This window comes from Duganella flavida (genome assembly GCF_009857445.1).
GTDB classification, from domain to species: domain Bacteria; phylum Pseudomonadota; class Gammaproteobacteria; order Burkholderiales; family Burkholderiaceae_D; genus Rugamonas; species Rugamonas flavida.
This window is the reverse complement of sequence record NZ_WWCN01000018.1, coordinates 106,703-129,526: the sequence shown is the minus strand read 5'-3', so window position 1 is coordinate 129,526 and position 22,824 is coordinate 106,703. Positions and strand designations below refer to the sequence as shown.

At 58.1% G+C, this 22,824-nt stretch carries 22 protein-coding genes; all 22 read right to left on the bottom strand.

Annotation, left to right across the window (positions count from 1 at the left end):
* Positions 1-152 precede the first annotated feature (152 nt).
* Positions 153-440, bottom strand: a complete 288-nt coding sequence (locus tag GTP46_RS24450; protein ID WP_161009229.1) for a hypothetical protein — start codon at positions 438-440, stop codon at positions 153-155.
* A gap of 102 nt (positions 441-542) precedes the next feature.
* Complete coding sequence (locus GTP46_RS24445; protein WP_161009228.1) at positions 543-848, bottom strand: hypothetical protein; 306 nt, start codon at positions 846-848, stop codon at positions 543-545.
* Between the two features lie 514 nt (positions 849-1,362).
* Entirely contained in the window at positions 1,363-1,914 is a 552-nt protein-coding gene (locus tag GTP46_RS24440; protein ID WP_161009227.1) for a lysozyme, read from the bottom strand.
* A complete protein-coding gene (locus GTP46_RS24435) occupies positions 1,914-2,378 on the bottom strand; it encodes a hypothetical protein (RefSeq protein WP_161009226.1) in 465 nt (154 codons plus the stop codon). Before GTP46_RS24435 ends, GTP46_RS24440 begins: the two co-directional genes overlap by 1 nt.
* Positions 2,379-2,408: 30 nt before the next feature.
* Positions 2,409-2,843, bottom strand: coding sequence for a hypothetical protein (locus GTP46_RS24430; protein ID WP_161009225.1), 435 nt, complete (start codon positions 2,841-2,843; stop codon positions 2,409-2,411).
* Positions 2,844-2,893: 50 nt separating this feature from the next.
* Positions 2,894-3,298, bottom strand: coding sequence for a hypothetical protein (locus tag GTP46_RS24425; RefSeq protein WP_161009224.1), 405 nt, complete (start codon positions 3,296-3,298; stop codon positions 2,894-2,896).
* A complete protein-coding gene (locus tag GTP46_RS24420) occupies positions 3,295-5,334 on the bottom strand; it encodes a hypothetical protein (protein ID WP_161009223.1) in 2,040 nt (679 codons plus the stop codon). The genes GTP46_RS24425 and GTP46_RS24420 overlap by 4 nt, the downstream gene beginning before the upstream one ends.
* Positions 5,334-6,245, bottom strand: coding sequence for a hypothetical protein (locus GTP46_RS24415; protein WP_161009222.1), 912 nt, complete (start codon positions 6,243-6,245; stop codon positions 5,334-5,336). Before GTP46_RS24415 ends, GTP46_RS24420 begins: the two co-directional genes overlap by 1 nt.
* Positions 6,242-11,395, bottom strand: coding sequence for a phage tail length tape measure family protein (locus GTP46_RS24410; RefSeq protein ID WP_161009221.1), 5,154 nt, complete (start codon positions 11,393-11,395; stop codon positions 6,242-6,244). The genes GTP46_RS24415 and GTP46_RS24410 overlap by 4 nt, the downstream gene beginning before the upstream one ends.
* Before the next feature lie 36 nt (positions 11,396-11,431).
* Entirely contained in the window at positions 11,432-11,692 is a 261-nt protein-coding gene (locus GTP46_RS24405; protein ID WP_161009220.1) for a DUF1799 domain-containing protein, read from the bottom strand.
* A 44-nt stretch (positions 11,693-11,736) separates the two neighbouring features.
* A complete protein-coding gene (locus GTP46_RS24400) occupies positions 11,737-12,162 on the bottom strand; it encodes a phage tail assembly chaperone (protein WP_161009219.1) in 426 nt (141 codons plus the stop codon).
* 89 nt (positions 12,163-12,251) lie between these two features.
* Entirely contained in the window at positions 12,252-12,899 is a 648-nt protein-coding gene (locus GTP46_RS24395; RefSeq protein ID WP_161009218.1) for a phage tail tube protein, read from the bottom strand.
* A gap of 79 nt (positions 12,900-12,978) precedes the next feature.
* Positions 12,979-13,329 carry a DUF3168 domain-containing protein gene (locus GTP46_RS24390; protein WP_161009217.1) on the bottom strand — a complete coding sequence of 117 codons (351 nt, stop codon included), beginning with the start codon at positions 13,327-13,329 and terminating at the stop codon, positions 12,979-12,981.
* Positions 13,326-13,787 (bottom strand): HK97-gp10 family putative phage morphogenesis protein, encoded by a 462-nt coding sequence (locus GTP46_RS24385; protein WP_161009216.1) that lies wholly within the window; start codon positions 13,785-13,787, stop codon positions 13,326-13,328. The genes GTP46_RS24390 and GTP46_RS24385 overlap by 4 nt, the downstream gene beginning before the upstream one ends.
* Positions 13,784-14,119, bottom strand: a complete 336-nt coding sequence (locus GTP46_RS24380) for a phage head closure protein (RefSeq protein ID WP_161009215.1) — start codon at positions 14,117-14,119, stop codon at positions 13,784-13,786. Before GTP46_RS24380 ends, GTP46_RS24385 begins: the two co-directional genes overlap by 4 nt.
* A complete protein-coding gene (locus GTP46_RS24375) occupies positions 14,116-14,679 on the bottom strand; it encodes a head-tail connector protein (RefSeq protein ID WP_161009214.1) in 564 nt (187 codons plus the stop codon). Before GTP46_RS24375 ends, GTP46_RS24380 begins: the two co-directional genes overlap by 4 nt.
* Positions 14,680-14,769: 90 nt before the next feature.
* Complete coding sequence (locus GTP46_RS24370; protein ID WP_161009213.1) at positions 14,770-17,628, bottom strand: right-handed parallel beta-helix repeat-containing protein; 2,859 nt, start codon at positions 17,626-17,628, stop codon at positions 14,770-14,772.
* Between the two features lie 2 nt (positions 17,629-17,630).
* The gene (locus tag GTP46_RS24365) at positions 17,631-17,831 is read right to left on the bottom strand and encodes a hypothetical protein (protein ID WP_161009212.1); all 201 of its coding nucleotides are present in this window, start codon (positions 17,829-17,831) and stop codon (positions 17,631-17,633) included.
* Positions 17,832-17,885: 54 nt separating this feature from the next.
* On the bottom strand, positions 17,886-19,103 hold the full coding sequence (locus GTP46_RS24360; protein WP_161009211.1) for a phage major capsid protein: 1,218 nt from the start codon (positions 19,101-19,103) through the stop codon (positions 17,886-17,888).
* 67 nt (positions 19,104-19,170) lie between these two features.
* Positions 19,171-19,860: a head maturation protease, ClpP-related gene (locus tag GTP46_RS24355; protein ID WP_229259078.1), complete on the bottom strand. Its 690-nt coding sequence runs from the start codon at positions 19,858-19,860 to the stop codon at positions 19,171-19,173.
* Complete coding sequence (locus GTP46_RS24350; RefSeq protein WP_161009210.1) at positions 19,829-21,145, bottom strand: phage portal protein; 1,317 nt, start codon at positions 21,143-21,145, stop codon at positions 19,829-19,831. The genes GTP46_RS24355 and GTP46_RS24350 overlap by 32 nt, the downstream gene beginning before the upstream one ends.
* Entirely contained in the window at positions 21,142-22,824 is a 1,683-nt protein-coding gene (locus GTP46_RS24345) for a terminase large subunit (RefSeq protein WP_371869747.1), read from the bottom strand. The genes GTP46_RS24350 and GTP46_RS24345 overlap by 4 nt, the downstream gene beginning before the upstream one ends.

Below are 22,824 nucleotides of genomic sequence, written 5' to 3'. Positions count from 1 at the left end.
ACAACCAAGCACTGATCGCTCTCGCAAGGCGGCGCTGCGACGTGATGTACGCCATGATGCGAGACGGGACACTTTATTGCCCTGCACCTCTCGCAACTGCTTGACGAAGTACATAGGGACACCCCCCTAGAGAGGGGGGGGCTGAGACCAGGCTATCGCTTATTGCTCTGGCGCGAACCATCAGGCCGCTCGTTGAGATTCAGGCCGCTGCGGATTCGCTCAAACTCCTGCACGGCCGGCTCCTCTTCCAGTTCTTTGCGGAAAACGTCGGCAATGAACTCACCAGGGCGTACTGACTTCATTACCTGGTCGGCGCGCAACACGGTCGCCCTAAGACGCTTGATCTCCCACAGCAGCGGAATGATGTCAGCCGGATCGCGGCGCAGCCCAATTTCGCGTAGCTGCTCGGCGGTCAGTGGATCTCGTAATCCTTTGGGCATGATCGTATACTGTACAAAAACACAGTATATTGCTATTTGCACCTCGCGACAAGGCTCGGAAAATGGCCGCACCGAGGCGGCCGGAAGGCAGATCTACAGCGCTCAAAGGTCGGAATTGCTGCCCGCATGCTCGGGTGGCACCGGGGTCGCAGCCCAGTTGATTGCGGAGTAGTCAGGAAGCGCCCAGCCCAGCTCGCGGGAGATCCGGCGGGCGAGAATCACCCCGTCAACTACTGCGTCGTGCGCCTTCACAGCCGCTGCGTGATCAAGCATGCGCAACGTCTTCTCAAACTGCTCCCACCAGGCACGCAGATATTGCATGAGCTGGCACAGCATTTCAATGTCGCAGGTGATAGACACCTCGGGGGTAAAACGTTGACCCGTGCCGGGGAGGCCCGTATGATCCATAGGAATTTCCTTTCTTAATCGTTTGGGAATTAGCCCCTCCAACGTCCCGTGAGAAGTGCGCTGCGAGGGGCTTTCTTCGCGAAGTGAATTCGCTTAATTAAGAATATCAATTTCCTGCAAGGTGTCGCAAGTGCATCGAAAATTACTTTGGCACTTATCAGTGCAATGCACTCTCTATTAAATGGATGATTATTCTCCATTTTTATAACATCATGATTTACATGAGGATTTTCTACGTCCGCGCACTATATATACATCAAGTTAATATTATTTCCATATGAATATGATGTATTCGATTCCCTAGAAAGATTGCTTGTAAGAGCTATCTCCTCTAATTCAAAAATTGAATTCGGGTATATCGAAGAGGTTAAATAAATTTAAAATAATCGAATATCGTTGTATTCTCGCAACGGTAAGCTCTTGCCTATAGCATCTGGCGAGTATCGACTCTCGATCATCGCGGTTTCATGATGATCAATTCCCACATCAGCCCGTTTGCCGCCGTTCATCTGACCTAAATCAGGTCAGCCTCAGCATCGCGGCGCAAGACGAGCCCTCGCAACTTGCGGCCGCCGCCCATGACCCACTTACGAATCTCGAATGGCACTTCAGTCCATCGCCCAGCGTTGATCCGGCGGCGCATAGTCGAGGCACTTAAATTGCCGGCGCCGAGGTTATAGCACCAGTCAATGATCGCCGCCAGGCGCGCCGGCTTATCGATTCTAGGGCACAGCCGACGGACAGCCGGCAAATACACATCCCGAATCTGGAGCATTAGAAGGCGTTCGGCTTGAGCCTTTGTTATCGGCGGATCATTCAGCGTCACAGCCCTCCCGTCAGCGTAGTGTGTAGTGCCGTAGCCGATCGACGGCACGCCGGCCGGGCACAGGTAGGGATGCAAGAATAGCCCCTCGAAACGGCGGCAAAGCGCAGTGGCTATCTGGGTCGCCAGCTGCTCGTCATTCGCTGACTGCTCCGCTGCGCCGGGCTGAGCATCGATGGGGGCCGGGGCGGTGGCACCTTGCATCCATGCCCTCGCCCGTGCGAGCAAGTCGGCTTCAGCCATTATTTACCCCGTTTGAACAGCGCACGGTCCGCCAGATAGATACCCAGCGCGGCTCCACACACCGACCAGCCATTCTCGTCCAGAACCCACCATTTCAAGTAGTTGCCGCTGATCATACCGATCGACCAAGTGGCGACGGCTGGGCGAATCACGCCATTCCAAAGGTCCACGAGCCACACACCGGTGGCCGTGGTCGTGCCGCGAACGGCGGTCAGCCAACCATCGGCCTCGATGCGCCCGATGTCAGCCTCCCCCTGCACGCGGATCGTCCGCACGCCCAACTCAGCCTGCAAGCGGATTGCGTCTTGGTTGCGGGTGTGCGCGGCGGCGTCGAGTTCGCCCTGTAGGCGCATGCGCTCAATCTCGTGGGCATGATCCTGTCGAGTGGTCATCCATGAAGAGAGTTCGCCCCAGATCATGCGAAAGACCGAGCCACCGAGGAAGGAAATTAGTGCGGAGAGCATGGTTTTTGTCCTTTATCCGTTTGTCATCGTTCAGAGGGCGCTGCGCGCATCCCTGACCACTTCAGCAGCGTCGTGTACGATCTCGCCGATGTCCTTATCACGCCGGCGGTCAAGCCAGCGGATCGCGCCTCCGATCAGCCACCACGCAGGCAACCCGGTCAGGACCATCACCGGACTGGCAATAAACAGTACGCCCATACTAGGATTACCACCAGATAGCGCAACCACAGACTTCGCTGAATCGAACAACGATGGCCACCAGCTGTGCAGCGCCATGACCGCAAACGGGCCGAAGATCCCACTGGTGGCGATGGTGCTGGTCAGCCGCAGGAACGCCTCGCGTAGCGTGCGGGGCCACATGAACAGGAACACAAGTGCTGTAGCAGCAGCGCCGGCCAACACTGGCACGCCGAAAATTTTAATCAGTGCCCCGCCGGCGGCGGATGTGGTTTCAATTGCGGGCATAGCGGCTTTCATAGTTGTACACGGCAAAGGGTGGAGACGTGAGGCCGGCATCACAGGATCAGCGAGGCTGCGTCGATGAACAGCTTGTCGCCCTGCTCCGGCGTTAGGCCCAGCATCACCAACCCGGCGACAACCAGGGTATCGTCTCGTCGCACGGTAAGAGCGCTCGCCCACTTGATTCGCGCAAGTGCGCCGTCGTCGCCCGGCATGTCTGCCAGCAGCGCCTCCCATTGATCCAAAAGACCGGACTTGTATAACTGAGTACGGGCGTTGAGCATCGGGACCGATTCTGGAACTGCTGGCGGCAGCAATAACTCTGGTGCGCCCTGCTGCATGCGGTAATCGCCGATCACCGAAAACTGGAAATCAACGCCATCGGCGCGCAGCCGATCACTCAGCACGTCCACCACAAAGAACGGGCCGAACGTCCCGGCACTGGAGATAATAGTCTTCATGCGCATACCTCCAATCGTTTAATAACAGCGCCCACCACTCCGATTGCCTCGATACCCCAGCTTTCATTCGCCGCGGCGCCCGGCGTGCCAGACACGATTGCCTGCGGATGCTGCGCAATGGCGCGGACACTAGATGGCAAGAAAGCGCCGTCACTACCAGTCACGGCCGCGGCGGACAGGCTGGAATATGTAGTGTTACCGGCTCTGAGCAGGGTGTAGTCGCGCTGCCCGCCGTTAAGTGCAGAAGGGCCGGGCAATGCGATGCTGGTGCGTACCGCCTGAGCAGAAATCAATGTCGGGGAGCTCCCTACGCAATCCACCGACATCTGATAGGTGATCGAACTGGAGGTAAAGCCGATTCGCACTGTAGTGCCAGAAATCGCGAGTGCCGCTAGCGCCGAGCAGCCGCCCATCGCATAAGTCAGTGGGAACCCAGCAAGCGAGAGAGTTCCGGCGGAGTCGGTGATGATGTCGACACGGATAGCACCACCCGTTGCATCCGCAACAAATAGCGCAGCCTTGCTGCCGGAAACGGGCACCACATCTACCTTCGGCGTGCCGCTTCCAGACATAGAAAATGTGGTGTACGACGAGGCCTCTATCGTTCCAGTGAGTTTGAAAACACCTACCATATACAGACCAGAGCCGGTTGCCATGACAACGAGATTTCCGTTGCCATTCTGGAAGGACCGGATGTCTTGATAAGGCGGTGTATTTGCGATAATAGCCCCATTCCCAGCCGTGAAAGTTGTGCCGGATAGCGTGTATGGTTTGACGGCGGGGTAGGTTCCATCAAAATGAACCACCCGCAGCGTGCTGCCAGAGACGTACATCGCAGGGACTGGTCCGCTGCTCGCGACGATGCTGGTTTGAGCGCCGACCGTGGGGGCGTTGCCGCTAATGGTAATGGCACGCATGGCCGTTTGCCCACTATAGACATAGCCTTGCACCCAGGACGAACCAACCGCGATAAGTTGGCCCCAAGAGGTCGGCGCGCCGGCCAGCGTTTGAAAGCCAAGGCTGCCAGAGTTGACCGTAAGGCCGGTACCCGAGATGGTGATCGTGACGCAGTCAATTTCAGAGGACGAGCAACTCGATACCAGGATCTGATTGGCGGCGGAAAGGATGGCATTCGCGAAGAGCCTCGTCCCAGCGATCAGGACCGGTGTCCCCCAAGGTGACGCGAGCGAGGAGTCATGGATTACCCCATAGAGATTACTGCTGGAGCCATTCCCACCTATCATCAAAAATGAGCGGGTCGAGTCGATGGCGACGCGCTGAATGCGGGTGCTGCTGCCTGAAGTGATCGCGGTGATTACCGGCGAGGCGCCAGTCACACCGATCTTCTGCGCACCAGAGACGATCCACGAGCCGGCAGCATTGGAATTATCCGAAAGCCCAATCAATGCCGTGGCGCCGGGTCTAACCCAGCCAAGTTGCGTGCCAGCGAAGTCCTTTACACCATAGTCAATCTCGCCATTGTTGTAGACGGCAAAAAGAGACAGTCCCTTCTGACAAGTGGTTGCGTCAGGTAGCAGCGCATAAAATCCCGCCCCGGTTGGTGTAACCGTAATCGCGGATGGCGACGTCGACACCAGCGACACGCTGGTCGACAGCACCTGTCCTCCAAGCCCCAGCGCGTAAAGCTGAATCGCCCAATGCACTGCATCAAGCTTGGGATCAGTTGCGCCACTGCCGGCACCGATGCGACGATATGAAAGTCTGTCCATCGGCGACCAGGCAACATCGCCGTCAGCGTAAGTGGCACCCGAAACCCACTTAACAGCACTAGCAGACGCAGCTGCGGCAGTTGCTGCGCTAGAGGCATCTGCAGCAGCGCGAGCGGCCGTCATCGCGTTGTTATAGGTCTCCTGTGCATTGGCCCACATATTTGACGCGAGCGCAGCGATCTGCGCCGGCGATGTCTGCCACCACGTCACCAACTGATCAATACGGTCCGAGAAGGTAGCTTTCTCTCCGCGCACAGCTGCTGGAAGTGGTGCCGGGGATATTGCCGGAGGTGGTTGGATTGCCATTAGATCATCCCTTGAACAGTCATTGAAAGATTGGCGTACTGGCCGCCAGGATAGGTAACCTTGCCGCTTGGGAGACCAAAGACACGCGCGGCCTGCATTTGAGTCGAATCGGACGCGATCACGACGCACGGAACTCCCAGTACATCCGACATCTCGGCGACAACGCTGTCAGCATCCGCGATAGGAATCAGCGCGGATATGGACATATCGCGCGCAGACTTGCCCTTTCTAATCGCAGTCTCTCCGCGAGAATTGGTCGTGATGCGCGCATAGGACTTGGGCTCGACCGTCAGCCCGGCTAGAGAAGGTCCCAAGCCTTTCATATCGCCCAATGCCGCTATCCCACACTTCGCAACGCTACCTGGATAGGAAATGGTTATGGAGACCTCTGAACGGCCATACGGAGCGATATCAAGGGCGATAAAATCGGTCATTTGCCGAAAGGGGGCAAAGCACCAATCGTAGTAATCGGCAGGCTGAGATCCTTCTAGTGAGCCGGAATAGTTGAGCAGCACCTCCCCGCCGACATAGTCCCGTACCGCGATGTCAAGGTGCGTTCCCTCCAGGCCTGCAAGGAATAGTCCGTTAAAAGCCCCTGGACGAAACACCACGGTCAGCGCTCCATCGGCGATTGACTGCGTTCCCACTTCGCTGTCAAACATCGTCATCCTGTCGGTGGCGCCGAGGTCATACCAGCGCTCCGGGGTATCCTCAGGCAAGCCAGTATCCACCCCAGCGATCAGGTTTTCGTAACGGCGCGCGAGAGGAGTGCGGAAGACGACCGCTCCTTTTGCCCACGACGTGCCAGCACTCCACTCTAATTCTCCAGCCGTATGGCTGACGGCCGTGCTTCTGATCAGCATTTCTGGCGTGATCGCCAGCGGCGATAGGAAGCTCAAAATTGCCGTCATTGGGTCACCACCATGTTGGTTCCTCCTTCGGTCACCATGTCGAACATAGAGGCCTGTTTCTCGGTGCTTACTGCAATCGGGGCCAATGCGGAAACCACCTTGTCCGCCATTTTTTCCAATGCCTCTTCCACACTGCGCGTGCCGGTGGTTGCCGTAGAAGATGCGTCAACGAGATACTGGCCTGGTGAATAGGTGGCCGGGGCCATCTTGTCTCGGTAGACTTGTGAGAACGCTGCCCACGCCGCAGGAATTGAGGCAGCCAGATTGAATTGATCTGTAGCCGCCTGTGCAATTCGAGATTGCACCAACGCGAAATCCCGCGAGTAGGAGAAATCGCCTGCATCTCGGTCCTTCGATGCATTCAGGAATGCGGTAGCAGCTTGCGTATCAGTTGGTTCCGCCGCAAGAAACTGCTTTTTTGCCTCCTGATACCGCTGCTCTGGAGAGAGCGGCGAGAGGTCGCCGAGAAGTAATGACTTATTGAACTCGACCAGTGACTTACCCGCTGCCTCCGCGTTCTTCATTGTCTCCACCATAGCGTCACCAAACGACTGGAAGAGATCTGCCGACGCCTTCGCACTGGCGACTGCGGCATCCTTTGCTTTCTGGATCGCATCAGCGGCCTGCTGCTGCGCAAGAGACTCGGCCTTGAGACCGGCCAGCCGGTCATACAGCGCCAAGGTGCTGGCATCCATTCCCTTGGTTTCCAAGGCCCGCAAATCGGTTGCTGATAATGTGGACTTGATGAAGTCGTCGATTTGCTTCTGATATTCAGCATTGACCGACGCCAGCCCCTCCGCCGCCGTCTTGGCGGCCTGGGCGGCCTGAACCTGATCGAACAGCCCTTTGTTGCTGGGATCCAGCGCCGCCCGCTGCTTGGCGATCTTTTGCGCCTCGGTGAGGGTCGCGTCGTCGTACTGCTTCTGCAGCTCGGCGCGCTCGCTCAGCGCGGTGGTGCTGCTGACCAAGGCGGCGTCCAGCGATCCCATGTAAGACGTCACCTGCTTAAACTGCGGCGCCAACTGCAGCAGCGCCGCATATTGCTTAGCACCGGCATCCGTTGACAGGTCCAACCCAAGCACCAGTTGCTTAAACTGCTCGTCTGTATTGGTGCCGGCGGCGCCAAGGTCGGCAAGCTGCTTTTTCACGTTGGCTACGATCGGCGCCATCTGCTCGGCCGGCGATAGGAAGTTCTGAGCGAAGAAAGCCGCGCCGCTCGACAACTGCCCGAGACCGCCGGCAGCGGCTATCAATCCTTCCCGGGACTTAATGCCAGCATCTCCAACCGTCTTGATCGACTGCCCCATGGCCGCCAGTACACTGTCCACACTGACGTAATCGGCCGCAAGTCGCTGCAAGGTCGTGGCGAGAGTTTCGTTCTCGGCCTTGTAGGTAGATAGTGTCGGCAGCAGCTTCGTGGAAAGTTCATCACCTACATCACTGAACAACTTAGTTATCGCCGCGCCATCCTTTTCAGCATCGCCGGTTAGGGCGATGTCGAAAGACTTGGTGTAGGAATTGATCTGATCCGCCTGGAGGCCAAGTGCCTTCGCGAAGCCTTTGACAGCAGACACCATTGCCGTGATTGTGGTGTCATAGGCCGCATCCGTGGTCGGATCAAGGCCTACTGTTTTTTCGTAACGATTGTCGCTACGAAACCAACCACCTTTTTCGAGAATTTTGGCGTAAGAGTCGGCATCAATCCCACTGGTATTGATAGTGCCACGCAACCCCTGGCTTTCCACAACCGGGTTGGCGCGGCCAAAGAGTTTGGTGTTGATGCTGGCGCCAGTGAGGATGTTGGCCAAGGCCGATCCCACGCCCAGCTGCTGAAGCTGCTTGTTAAGCAATAGCGGCACAGCGCCGACTACCTGACCAAGTGTACTGGTAGTGCCATTATTAGGATCAAAGCCCTGCGCTCGGAAGCTGCTGGCCGCCTGCATCCCCGCGATAATCCAACCGATAATCGGAATTGCCGCTGCAGCGCTTGAGCCTAATCCGGCCGCCGTTGCGCTTGTGGCTGTCGCTCCCGGTCCAGCAGCTGCCATGGCCCCGGTCAGGCCGCCCTGCATACCAGCTCCGAATGCCGAAACTGCCTGCGAGCCAAACAGATTGCCCATTGATGCGATGGAGCCGCCTAGCGACGAGGTGATACCAGTGCTAAAACCGCTGTAGATCGCCTTCCCGGCGCTGAACAGATTGGCTGCGCTACCCAGCGAACTGCCGACGCCGGGCGAACCAGTTGCGCCCGCCGTCGCGCCTGCCAGGTTGGCAATGCCGGCGTACCCACTGACCTCGGCGCCGATGCTGAAAATCCACTTCTTGACGGTCATCTGATACAGCAGATCCAGCAGGCCAGATTTCAGTGTATCCCGGAGTCGGTCGAAGGCACTCTTGCCATCGTTGAAAATGTTGACGAAGGTGTCGTGTGCAGTCTGGTCGATGGATTCCCACAGCTTTTTTTGCTGCTCGAACTGAGCCGACTTGATCAGCCCATCGGCCTGTGACTGCGCCAGCGAACGCATCGCCGCAGCGCTGGCCAGCATGGCCTCAGCTTCTTCCTTGCGTGATTCGGTTTGCCCGATGATGGCGGCCTGGACTTCAAGCCGCGTAGCACGTTCATTGACCAGCGACTTATTGAAGGCGTTGACCTGTTCGGTGCTCGCGCCGATAAGCGAGTTAGCATCCTGCTGGGCCGTAAGTTGGTCTTTTAGTGCTTGCAGGTCGGAGGACCGTTTGTCAGCGAGGTCAGCCAACGCGTCAGCCGCCTGGCGTGTATTTTTGACGTCGAGGTCGGTGACTTGCTTTTCCAGCTCAGCCTTCCGGGTTAGCGATTTTTCATCCAGAAGATTTATCTGGGCTTGGATGTCGGCCTGCTCCTTCTGGCTATTCAGCTTTTGTTTGGTTAACGCCAGTTCAGCCTGCAGCTTTTCCTTGTCACGCGTCAACGCCGCTTGGTCCAGCGCCTCGATCTTCCTCGCGTACTCAATGTCCAAATCGTAGCTGGACGCCAGCCCAGTGGCGCGCGCTAATGCCAAGGAAATACCTGAGCGCTTGTCAGCTTCCTGCTCGATCGCTGCGCGTTGTTTGATCTTTTCGATCTGGGCGTCGATGGCGTCGTTGTAAATGTCGGCATACTTCTTACGCACTTCGCCTTGTGCAATGAGGATAGCCCGTTCAGAAGCGCCTGCTGCTGCACCTTTTGCCCGGACTGCTTCCAACTCGTTATAGAGCTGTTTCTGCCTGGAGAGATTGGCATTGAGTTGCTTCGCCCACTCGACGCCTGCTTCACGTTTCTTGTTTGCCTCGCCCTCGGCCACCGCCTCGTCTTTACGAAGGCTGATTTGCCCTTTCAATAGTCGCTCAAGAACAACGTAACCCTGTTCTTGACGCGAAACAGCCGCGTCACCGGCGCTGGTATCAAAACCGGTGCTGCCACCGAGCATCGACTTCTGGCCGCTATGCTTCGCCTGCGCAGCTTGCAAGCGAGTTTGCACCTTCGCCAACTGCTGCTCTAACGTATCCTCGCGACCAACATTGAGCATCGCATCCCAAGCATCTTTGGCGGCCCCTTTGATACCCGCCCATGCTTTCTCGACGACACCCAACCGTTCCTTCATTTTGTCGGACCGACTCTCTAGCGCCTCCGCATAGGCTCTCTGCGCTACTTCGCCGGCCTCTTCTATCCGCCCCTGATCTTGTAACGCCTTGATCTGAGCGTAGATCGCCCCGGTCAGATAGTGATACTGCTCGTTCAGTCGTTCGCTCGCTTGCAATGGCGATTTCGCGAGATCCGCGAAGTCCTTGGCTGTATCCGCCGTGGCCACGCCAATGTCCCGTTGCGCCTTGACCGCTACGGTGGCGAAACGCTGTAGGTTTTCGACGCCAACCTTGCCGGTGCCGGCTAGCGCAGCCAGTGCTGCGGCAGCGTCACCCTGTGTGCCGACCGTCTTGCTGATGGCGCGCGCCATATCGGTGAGCTGGCCAGTGGTTGTGCCAGCGGCATTGCCAGTCAGAATTAGAGCGCGCGCGTAGGCATCGGCTTCTTTACTGCCTTGGTTGTAAGCCAGCGCTAGGGCGGCGGCGCCGGCGGCAGCCAGCGTGAACGGATTGACCAGCCCGACGATGTAGCCACCGAGCGCCCGGGCTGCGGGCGCCGCACCGCCAAACATGTCGCGCAGTTGGCCGCCCTGTTGCAGGAATACGGTCAGCGGCGCCTGGCCGGCTTGGATGCTGGTAACGATATCGGTGAACTGCGCCGGAACGCCGCGCAGTGCGGCGGCAGTTTGCCCGGCGGAGATACCGGTTCGATTCAAACCGCCCTCGGCCTCACGCAGGCGCGCGATGAACGGGGCGGCCTGGTCGCTGACACCCAACTGTGCGGCTTGCAACTCCAGCAACTGCGAACGCGTACGACCAATGGCCGTCGCTTGCTGCTCTAGGCTGGCGATGAAGGTGCTCTGGTTGGTTTGCACTTGCGCAGCTTCACGCTGCGCCTGCGCTTCAGCACGAGCTGCTGCAGTCACCTCTTCGTGTGCATTGCGTAGGTTGTGCAGTTCTGCGATTAGCGGCGCCGCATCAACCTCCACACCGGCCTGCGCCGCGCGGTAGCGCATCACCTCTTCCGAAGACCGACCGTACAGCGCGATCTGTTCGCGCAGGCCGCTCAGGAAGGCTTCGCGCCCGGCCAGCGCTTGCGCAACTTCGCGCTGCGCTGCCGACTCAGCGCGCGCCGCTTCGGCGGCGGCTTCCTGCGCGATGCGGGTTTCGTTGGCGGCAGCAGCGGCGCGCGTCTGCGCAGTCTCCACCTCGCGCAACTGGGCGATATATGGCGCCAGTTGGCCAAGATCAGCGCCACGGTTGCGCGCCAGCGTTTCAAAGTAATCGGCGCCTGATTTTTTTCCTGCTTCCAGTGCCGCCGTGGCGCGCTCAACTGACCCGATCAAGCTGCGGGTGGTGTTGTCGACGCGTGCTGCAGCCGTGGTGCTGCCGGCGCCGATGCTTTCCAGTGCAGCCGAGCCGCGCGCGCCGAGGTTCGACAGATTGCGGCCTGTACGCTCGACACCACTGTCCACGCGTGCAAGGCCGGCATCTACGCCACTGGCATCTACGCCCAGTTCGATGATCGCGGCGCCGACAGTATCCGTCATCTCGTATCCCAATAAAAAAGCCGCTCTAAGGCGGCGTTATTTGCGGTGCATCGCGGCCAGGGCATGGCTCTCCATCACCCTGATATCCATTTCCATGACGCGGTACTCATCTTCCGGTAGCCGCATCCGGTCCATCTTGTGGTACATGACGTTGTAGTCCAGGCCAGTGGGGCCATTCATACCGACCCGCCACTGGGTGCCCATTTCCTCAAACAGGACATAGACGTCTTCGTTGTCCGGCAGGACATCAACCGGATCGCTTGCAAAGTCCTCCGCCGTGAAGCCCGACCGCTGCATTTCTTCAGCGGTCGGTAGGCGCTCGTAGAGGGCTGTTGCAAGCTCTACGAGTTTTTTACGCGCACCTCGGCGACCGACTGACGGTACTTCTGGGCGATGGCAGCCAGAGCTCCTGGATTCTCGTCTTCCAACCGCAACAGACTTTCTTCAGTGAACGGGTCGTCCAGATCCCAGCCATTGGCAATTTTCAGCACGAATTTCGCGCCGGCTGCATCTGCTTCCGCGTACCACTCCACCACGGTCTTGACCGGCGCTGGCGCCAAGGCTACATCGCCTTCAGTAGCCAATGCAGCATCGTGCTCGGCTTTATCTTCAGCCAGCTTCTCGTCGAGCAGCTCAGCAAATTGCTTGCGGGTGCGGTAGATGAAACTCAGTTCGATGGCGGCCACGTCGCCGCTCAGCAACACGACGTCGACTGGTTTCTTGAAATGCTTGGGCGCGTTGCCCAATTTGACTTTTGGCATTGCCATTTTTATCTTTCATCAGGAGTAAAAAGACCCGGCAAGGTGCGACCGAGCGGGCGTTAAAGGGCCCGCAGTAGCGGGCCGGGAGACACGGTTTAAGCGGCGTAGCGCGTCAGGCGGTTGTTGCCGTTGAAGGCGACGCTGACCTGATTGATCTGGCCATCGGTCAACTTGACCGCCTCATTCAGTGCGACAGTGCACGGCTGCAGGATGATCGAGCCGGAGCGGGTGACCATCTTCAGGCAGGTATCGGTCTGGACTTCGGTCAGCGACTTCAGTGCGGTGTAGCCAGGCGAACCAATCGAGTCGGCGTCCAGATTCATGTTGTAGCTGGTGGCACCGAAGCCATCGTTGATACTGAATTCGACGTCCGATTCCAGATACTTGTAGTTGACGGTTTTCGGATCGCCGCCACTGGACGATGGCGACATCACGGTGGTGATCTGCGTGAAAGTGCTGATCTTGCGCACGCTGCCTCCGCCTGTCCCTGCTGGGAAGAACGTGGTGTTGGTAGTGTCCTGGCCTTCTAGCACGAAGGTGTCGGTAGTGATGCCCTTGATGCGGAAATCGCGACGGTTGATACGGCCCCAGCCGGAAGTAATTTCCACGATATCGCCATTCGCATAGCCGTGGCCCACCGCAGTAATCACTGCCTCGGTGGCATTGGTGGCGATAGTGACGGGCTTCGCTGCCGCAAAAGCGGAGGCAATGAAGAAGGTGGTACCAGTAGGTACTTGTGCCATAGTGTTTCCTTTCGATGGACGTAAAAAAGGCCGCTCAAGGCGGCCTGTGGTTATTGCCCACGAAGGGCGAAATCAAATCTCAATACCAAAAGCTAAAGTCCTGCATGGACCCGCGCAGTTGTGTTTCTGGGTCATGCATCGAGCGGCGCGCAGTGAGGACTGTCGCTTGCAAGGGGAGATAGGTTCGTAGCGCGTCTTCGACCTGTTTCCCGATATCCGAAGCGGCGAGGCGCGTCTCCGCCCAAACGCTTATTTGAACGCGTGAGTTTTGTTTTTCTGGGATGGTCGCTTCAACGTAGTTGACTGCATCGCCACCCACCGCTTGGTAGGTCAGATAGGGGGGCTGGGCTTTTTCCGGAGCTACGTCAGGGAAGGCGCGGCTGTCGACTATGCCGCGCACCGCAGCGAATATCATGCTCTCAAGGCTCATATTCCTCCTGTAATCTCTTTTAACTTCACTGCCATCCGCCCCTTCGCCGCCTGGATGGCTTGTGGCACACGCGCCAAGGACGGGCGCATGAAGGGATTCGCCGCGGCATGGGATGTCCCGAATTCAACCATGAAGCCATATGGCGCCTTTTGATGGTTCCATCCGACGTGATAGGTTTTGCGATTTAAGTCTGAGCGGTCTTTCGAATACACGCGATAAATTGCCGCTTTCAGCGTTCCGGGCTGGAAGGTGTATTTCACCCCCGTGCGCACCGAAGAGCGGCCGTAAAACACATGAGCCTTTTCGGATACCGGTGCGAAGATCCTAGCCTCGTCATAGATCACCTTGGCCATCGCTGCGGCCCCCTCAATTGCCACCTCTTCCTTAATGACCTTGCTGTAATGACGCAATTTGGCGGAGATGGCCGCGAGCTGACTGGTATCGACACGGAATGTCATGACACACCGCGTTTGCACATGAGTTTCAGATTGCGGCCTTCGGTTCCCAGAACTGATTCGATGTTGTAGACGTCATCGCCATGCAGTACTCGCATTGATGCCTGAACATTAGGGAGGTGTCGAATGGTTATAGTCGTGATCACTGAGTTCTGTGTCCCGCCTGCTGCGACAAATTCACGGCCGCTTACATCCCGAATTCCCGCCCAAATTTTTCCGTCGCCACTTTCGATGACGTTGACCCAACCTGCTACTCCAGGCTGTCCGGCTTCATCCTGCGCGCCACTTAGGCGCTGTAGCAAGACGCGCTTATTCAGGGTGGCCGCGAAACTCATCCATAGCTCCTGCACCGATCCAGTAGGCCGGTAACGAAGTTCGACTGCACGGTGTCACGCTCCAAGCGTGTGGCTGGATCGAACTGCTCGGCTAGCTTCGCCAAGATGTACAGTTCGATCTCTTCCGGCGTGTCCTCTGAGCTCTCCCCATAACCGGCTTGCACCACCACGATCACCGCCGCATCGTCTTCCGCAGTCGCCGGCCAGCTCTCGCCGCGTGCTGGCGTCAGCGTGCTGGCGTAGCGGCTTTTGTTGAGGCGATAGCCTGGCCCGGCAATGGTCTGCGTGACGCCCGCGGCATCGATGTAGTTCAACGAGGTGATGCTGATGACCGGATGCGGCAGCTTGATTGCGCCATCTGGCGGGAAGTATGGCAGCCGTACCTCCCAGGTCTGTTTCATCACGCACTGGCCGATTTCCTGCTCCAAATCAGCGATGATGCCCTTCACACCAATCGTGATCTGGGCATCCAGATCATCACCGTCCACGCGGAGGGCGCCCTTGGCATCTTCCAGAGTGACAGCAAGAACCGATGGTGCGGTGGTGCGGATGGCGGTCATGGCATACCTTTCTCAGCCAAGCTGCCGTAGCTCTCGACGCTCCGGAATTCGAAGCCGATTTCTACTTTGATGGTCATATTAGGTGAGCTGTTATGGAATGATCTGCTGAACTACCGTAGTGGTGGTCGCGGCGAGAGGAAGTGCAAAGTTCGCACCGGCGGTGATAGCGGAAGCCTTGGTGGTTCCGATGTCGCCCAGCTTGCTCGCTCCAGCCGTCCCCGGATTGGTAAGCGTCAGCTCATTGAAGCTTGCGGCCGGACCGTACACCTTTACGTCTGCAAAGTTTAGGTGATGCATTGCTGTTCCGGTATCGGTCAAACCAGAGCATGCGCCCGCCACCGCATCCGCCATGATCTTGACGCGCAGGGTAGACCAGCCGTTGCTCGCACCGTCATTGTTCGACGTGGTTTGGCGGTAGCGGATCGCGTTCGATCCGGTCGGCTGCATGCTGTGGTACACCTCCAGCGTGAAGTCGTTGCCCTCGGAGGTCTGGAACGATTCACAGGCCCCCATCACTACCGTACCTACCGCACCAGCCAGGCCGGCAGCAGTAAAGCTGACCGTAGCCGTTCCGGTGTATGAGCCAGGGCGATCAATCTGGATGCTGGCCGGGTCCAGAACACCGTTTTCCACGCAGAAACTGCCAGACGCCGCCACCGTGGACGTGCCTGCAAACACCAGCGGGTATTGCGTGCGAATTGTCGCGCCATTGCTGCCCAGGTTGCTGACAGTGATGCCGATGGCGCCGTTAGCCGTCGCGGCGGGGAATGCTGCGTTGGCCGTCAGGTTGCTGGCGAATCCGATGTAAATGCCGTTGGAGCTTCCGCCACGCCATTCACGCGCCTTGATCGATCCCTTGCAGCGACGCATCGTACCGCGCCACTGAACGCCATTGAATCCACCCGTCGCGCTGATGTTAATTTCGCTGTCCAGGCAAGGGCCGCCTGCGTCGGTCGAGCTGATCGAAGTGACGCACCACGTCGTGGCCACGCTTGGTGCCGGCGCGTCGTCTTTGGCCCAAATGTTGATCCGGCAGCGTTCGTGCGCACCGACTGCTGCAAGGCCGGAGAGATCGTCGCCCAGTTTCAGGCTGGACGCGCCCCCCATCGGAGATGCATTGATGGTGCCGGAGAAGTTAGACGAGCGGCCGGCAGCGGCGTTGATGGGTGTCAGCGTGGCGCTGTCTTCATGGTAGACACGGAGATTGATGTCGCTATCACGCACACCGCAAACCTGCACCAGCGAGTTGATGAACTCCGCTTCGATGTTGAATTTGGCAGCACGAATGACACTGCTTGAACCGCTGGCATCAATGCCAATGTAGGACGTGCCGCAGTTGCGCACGTGGACATTCTTGGCGGTGACTTCATACGGTGCGCCGGCGCCGGTGCCGTACAAGCCTAGACCCGGCCCCCAGCAATCTTCGATACGCACATTCTCGATTTCGAACAACGCGTTGGTGTTCGAGTCGATGGATGCCAAGCCGCCGCTACGGCTGTTCTTCACCGTCAGGCCTTTGATCTTGTTGCGGTAGCAGTTGTCCGACACCGTGAAGCCGCCATTGACGTGGCCAACCGTGTAATCAAAGTTGGAGCCATCGATATACATGTCAGTAAAGTAGTTGTCACGGCTCCAACCGTTCAAGTGAATCCCGTTACCTTGGCTGTTGAGGATATTAAAATTGTCAAAGCGGCTTTGCGTCGAGTTGGTGACACAACCCTCGCCCGGCGCGTTTTTGATCGTCAGGTCATAGAAGAACGCACCAGTGTTTGCGTTACGAAATTCAGACGTCGATTCCCAGCGACGATTCGTCGTGTTTTGCGTGTAGTTGCCATCCAGCGTGCCGTTGTAGACGAAAACAACAGCATTCGAGGCGCGACTGGACGTATCGAGCAACGGGCCAAGGGTGGAGACGGTTGCGCCCGAGGCAATCGTGTCTTGCGCGCCAGCACCAGAAACCAGGGCCAGGCCAAACACCGGCCCTTCAAACGTCAGCGTACCAGCAGAGCCAGAGCCTGGCGTAATCGCCGAGATGGTCAGGGCCTGGTTGCCGTCAGTTTCCAAAAACGCCATCAGCGTGGTGGTGGCGTCGCCGTTTCGCTGCCCAAGAATGTTCACGGACATGCCAACTTGATAGCCGGTGATATTGGCTACGGCAATCGAGGTCGCGCCGGTGGCTAGTGCCGCCGTGGTGGTGGTAGTGATCTGCGGCGGACGCTGAATGGTGGCGCCGTTCATATCCAGCCCGGTGCCAGCGCGAAGCCGGAATGCGCCAGCATATACTGGGTAAGTTGCACCAGGTTGCAACATGATGCGTGCACCAACCGGCGTCGAGTTAATGAAGTCACGCAGGGTCGCAAAATCGGTCGCAGGCACGCCAGTCGGGGCGGGAGCAAGACGGTAGCCCGATGCACCACCGCCACCACCGATAACGCGCAACGTACCATCAGCATCAACGGAGGTCGTGACGTTGTCGGGTTTGATAACACCCGTAGAGGTCGACGTTGCGACCGGAAAATTCAGTACCGCGTCCGCCACCACTGCATCAATAGTTCCCGCAGTGCAGGTGATTAGCAACTTCTGAGTGCCAGAGTACGGGCCGAACGCCGGAAGCTTCCCTGGTGTGACCGGTACTGCCGCACCAGTCGGCACATCAAAGGCATCCAACCGCTGAACAGCGCCTCCAGCGGCAGCCCCGCCGGTAACAAGCAACTGCTGCCCCTCAGGGACGGATACCGTCGCCTGCTCGTTTGTTCGCAGCGAAACCGCGCCACCAGCCAGTGCAGCAACAGGCGGGGATGGAATGATGCGGTAGAAGAATGGCACTCCGCCCGTCAGATCGGCGCTCGCCATTTGGGCAGCCACTAGACCAGCCTCTGTCGCGGAGCTGAGCGTAACGATGGCGTTTTGCGGGTATCGGCCATGGGCACAAAGCAGGCGGACGGTCATGATTATTCTTTCGCGAGCGATTCAGCGTATTCGACGGCGGCAGGATCTGTGTCGATCACACCAGTCAGGGTTTCTGCGATAGATGGATCAACGAGGATGACCTCGTTGCACATGCCCAAATCGCAGTCGATCAGCACGCGCGCTTTTACTTCGCCATTGGAAGATGCGGCGGCGCTGTCGGCTTTAGATGCAGTTTTCGTCATTGGAGACTCCAATAAAACTGCGACGAGGCCAGGCCTCGTCGCTGGTGGATGAGGTTAGGTCGCCGACTGCTGGTACAACTTAATACTGTTTGCGTCGAGCAGATTGCCGCCGGCACGGGACCACGCCAGGAAGCCGACTTGCCCTTTGCTTGCGAATGCCGAGTCTTCAAAACGGAACAGCAGGATGTCCAGCACGTCGCGGATGGTGTAATTGCTGAAGTCACCGAAGCCGATGGTTTTGGCGTTGGCTGCTGGCTGGGCCATGTCGTTGTTGATCGCGACATCGGAGCCCAGCAGTTGTGCGGGAGTGCCGGTTTTAATACCCGCCTCGTACGACTCAGCCCAAATTGGGCGGCCGGCGGTGTCCTTGATCTTTCGGACGACCTTCCGCGTCTGCTGGTGCATCATGAAACGGCAGGTGCCAGCATCCTGGTACGCTTGGTCGATCGATTCCTGCAAATCGACCAAATCTTCATACAACACAGTCACGGTCTGGCCGGTGGCGCCAACCTTGCCGACGCTCGAAGCGGTAACAAAGCCTGTAGGCTGCCCGGTACCGCTGCCGGTCGTGAAACCTTGGTTCATGGTACGGCCAATCCGGTCGCGGATGCGCTTGTTCACCATTGCGATGATGTCAATCGAACTGTCTTGCAACAGCTCCATCGGAATGGTGATGATCTTCGAGCTGGCCTTAAAAGCATTCAGACCAACGGTGCCGAAAGAGGGGTCGGCAGACGATGCCTGGGTGTTTTCAGGCACCCATTCGCCCGTTTCGGACGTGCCGTCGGATGTAGGGTAGCTCAGCGGATTACCCTGTGCAGTGGTGATGCTGGACGCCACGCCACGCATACCGCCGTAGAGTTTCAGTGCGTCGATCAGTTCCTTGGCCACGTCGGACTGCACGGTGTAGCCACCTTGGGATGGCGTAGTGGTCGACATGGTGTTGCGAATTTCCGCGTGTTCTTCGCGGGTCAGTGCTTGAGGGCCGTCGCGCAGCAGTTTTTCAAACAGCGCCCGGGCCTTATTTTCGGCACGGTTGTCAGGATTGCGCCGGAAGTTCTCGACATCGCGATTCTGATCCTCGATCTCGAACTTCATCAGCCGCTCCAGGGCTGTGATTTCGCTCTCCAGCGCTTCGATTTTGTCGGCGCGGGTGTCGAACGCGGTCTGGTCGTCCTTGCTCCAGACGCGATCACCTTTTTGCTCCAGCTGGTTACGGGCTTCCTTTGCGAGTTGCTGACGTTCCTCGCGCAATGCTTGAATCGATTTCATCGTTTCCCCTTTCGACGGGCGTAAAAAAAGCCGCTCAAGGCGGCTGGTTTTGGATTGCGCGAGTGCGTTATCCGATTTCGTGTAGGCGCAAACGGTTGGCGTTGCGTTGTCGAACTGCTTCCCAGTCCTTGGTGTCGTCGCGTGGCGCCGGCGGCGCATTGTTGTAGGCGGTCAAATCCCATTTGTTTTCAACCTTCGCGCCATCGCTGACTTTGTCAGCGAACCCATTAGTAACGGCTTCTTCCGCAGTGAACCAGGTTTCGGCGGCCATCCAGGCGGCGATTTCGTCGCGCGTCTTCCCTGTTTTTTTTTCGTAGTCGTCGATGATCGACTCATCGATTTTCGCCAGGAGTTCTGCCGTTTTGATCAGCTCGTCCTTGTTCCCATAGGCCATCGTCCAGGCGTTGTGGATCATGTAGAAGCTTCCCGGGGCGATCGAGACGGACGCGCAGGCAATCGTCACGTACGTGGCCGCGCTTGCCGCCAGCCCCTCGATAACGGCGTGGACGTCTCCGTGCTGCGCAATCGCTGCGGCCATAGCGCGGCCGTCAAAAACATCCCCGCCCGGCGAGTTGACACGCAGGGTGACCTTCTTGCCAGCCATGCCGGCCAGGGCCTTGTTGAATTCTGCTGCGCCCACCCCCCAATACGGGTCGATTACGTCGTACAGGTAAAGCGTCGCATCCTGATCCTCTGCGATGATCTTCGGTGACGCACTAGCAGCGCTATTGCGCAGCAGCTGGGCTATCTTCTTCATTGGTGTCCTTGTTGGCGGTTTTTGATGGTTGCGCCAGCTTTTCTGGCCGATAAAGCACGTCACCGCCCGCTATTGGCGGCAGATTCTTGATTTTCCGGATCTCGTTGATGGTCATCCAGCCGGGTCCTTGCGAGCCGCCGACAGACTGACGCATGTACTCGCCTTCGGCCTTAAGATCCCCTGTCAACAAAGCTTCCATCTTGTGTTCGGCGAATGGAGATGCGCGGCGGAACAATTTGCGATTCAGCTCCTGACGGATACGGTTGATATGCGGCTGCAGTGCAAATTTCACAAAACCAAGGGTCATCTGCTCGACGCCGGTCCCCCAGGAGCTAGTGGTTTCCTGCGCCCCAATAAGGTGCGGTGGCACGCCGAAAGCACGGGCGATATCGATGACTTGCCACTTACGTGTTTCTAAAAGCTGCGCATCGCCAGCGGTCATACTCATTTCTTTGAGCTCCAGCCCTTGCGTCAGTACCATCGGCGTGCCGGCGTTATTGGCACCGGCGTACTTGCGCTTGTACTCAGCACGCAGCTGCTCGATCTGCTCTTCATTCATCCGGCCGGACGCCTTGATCACATGCTTCGGCGTGGCGCCATTCGCAAAAAAACTTCCGGAGAAGGTGTCAGCGGCGAGGGCAACGCCGATAGACTGGAATGCGGCCCACTGGATTACGGACATGCTGCGCACGCCGTTGAAGCCAAAACCGGCGAAATGCAGCATGTCGTCCTGATGGACGGGCCTGATTCCGCCGTCGTCATCGCAAACGGTATAAATCAAATACTCACCAACCTTACGTGCGGAAACGCGGTCCGGGTGCAATGGATGGAGCGATTTTATTGATGGCCCAGCGCGGCGGATCTCGACGTACCCATCGCCGCGCAGGCAAATCGACATCATGATCCATTCCCACATGGCCGCCGCTGTCCAGCATGGTGCTGGCTCCTCGTTGAGCATCCACCAAAGATCAGGACTGATGGATTCCCGCACACCATCGCGCTCGCGATACAGCGCGACCGGGATCGATGCGATAGCACCTGCAAGCAGCCGCACGGAGGCGTAGACGGCCGACACACGCATTGACGACTCGGGCGTTACTGCGAAGCCGGTGGCAGAGTGGGCGGCGCCCAACATAGCTATCACCTGCGGGTCACTGGACGTTACCGTCTGGATAGCGTTCTGCAGCTGCTTGGCGCTCTCGCGTTCAGCACGCCAGTTTGTCAGGATCGGAGAGCCTGGCACTGCGGCACGGCTCTGCACGACTTCCCAAGCGGTGTTTTTCATAGCGAGACAAAGCCTTGGTCGATTGCGTTACTTTCAGGATTGAGCAGCATCAGTGAAACTGCGTTGAATGCGGCCATCAGCGGGTCTATTTTTGCGGTGCCGGACACCTGCTTCGTGATCAGAATTGCATTCCCTTTTGGCTCAACCTTGGCATTACCTACGCACCACGCCATCATGCGACTACCCGAGTGCTCCAATTCATGGCCCGCGATCTTGCGCTCCGTCGTCTTGATCGCGCCACCGAGCCGCCATCCCTGAGAAACGCCGATAATTTGCTCCATCGTGAAGTCGCGACCGGGTGCCGTCAGTTCATCGACGATGTCGCCAATACCGGCGGGATCAACACCTATCGACTTTTCTTCCGGGAGCAGCCCGGAATTTCGAACCATACAGATCAGGTCCGCCACCTCGGTAACATCTTGGCCGGGCTGGGCAACGATGGTCAGATCACCGTCGGACTCGAAGTCCCTCAGCACTGATGCAATCTCGCTGCGGCGCTGCAAAACAATTTCATGGGCCCATGCATGCGCCCACAGTAACCAGCGGCGCGTTTCGCGATCCCGGCCGATTACGGAAAGGCCAAGTAAGTCATCCAGTCCGCCGCCGTCAATGCCGATCACGGCCACGTCGCAGCGCCGCAGTAACGACTCAAGCGTAAGTGCGCGCCCCTGAGCCTCCCAGAAGTCGGCTCCGGCCCATCGATCGGACCGGAGGTTCATGCCGATCTCGACGTTCAGGTGCTTTGCGAGGAATTGCTGAAATGCCCCATCCCGCTTCGACTGATTCTTTTTTAACTGATCGGCCAGCCATTCCGCGCTCACCGAGCGGCCAAGGTTAGGGTTTGTGATGTAGAAATTCCGGGGGTCAAGGTAAGCCTTCGACTCGACCATCACCTGAGGAAACTCATAAAGAATCCCCAGGGTTTTCAGGTCCTCGATCTTACCGTCGCGGACTTCGCGCCAGTAGTCCAGCTTCTCCTTGAACACACCAGCCGGCGGTTCATCGCTCTGCGTCGTCAGATAAATGACCCATCCCTCATCTCGCGACACCTGGCCGCCCAGGGCTTCCATGAACATCGCCACGGCATTCGACCGCTTACCAAACAACCAAAGCTCGTCGACCAAGATCTTTCCGGATTTTTTTCCCGAGACGGTATCGGTATCCGCTGCAACCACCTTCAGGCTGTTCCGGTTCAACCTATGCGTGATCGTCCTGATGTGGTCCTGTATGTGAAACAAGTCCATCAGCTCATCGTCCGCGCGGATCATGCTTGCCGCAGGCTTAAAACTATTGTCAGCCACCTCCTTAGTTGGAGCCAAGATAAGGTGCTCTTCCTCCTCACGCCAGCACAGGATCAGCGCGGTCACCATAATCCCGGCGGCAATGGTCGACTTCGTATTCTTCTTCGAGATCAGCAGACCGTACTCGCGAATCATCTGCTTGCCGGTTTCAGCGTCATACCCGCCAAAGATGGCGGCCACGAAGTCGAATACGAACTGGTCGGCACACTCGCCAAACGTCGGCTTTCCGGGTAAATCAACGACGCGCAGTTGCTTGAAGATACCCAGCGCCTGCTCTGCCTGCGCCGGGAAGATCGGAGGCGGGATGATCGACTCACCGGCAAGCAGGCGCGCTTCCCAATCAAGGCAGGCGGTCACCCACGCAGGAGTAGCACCCAC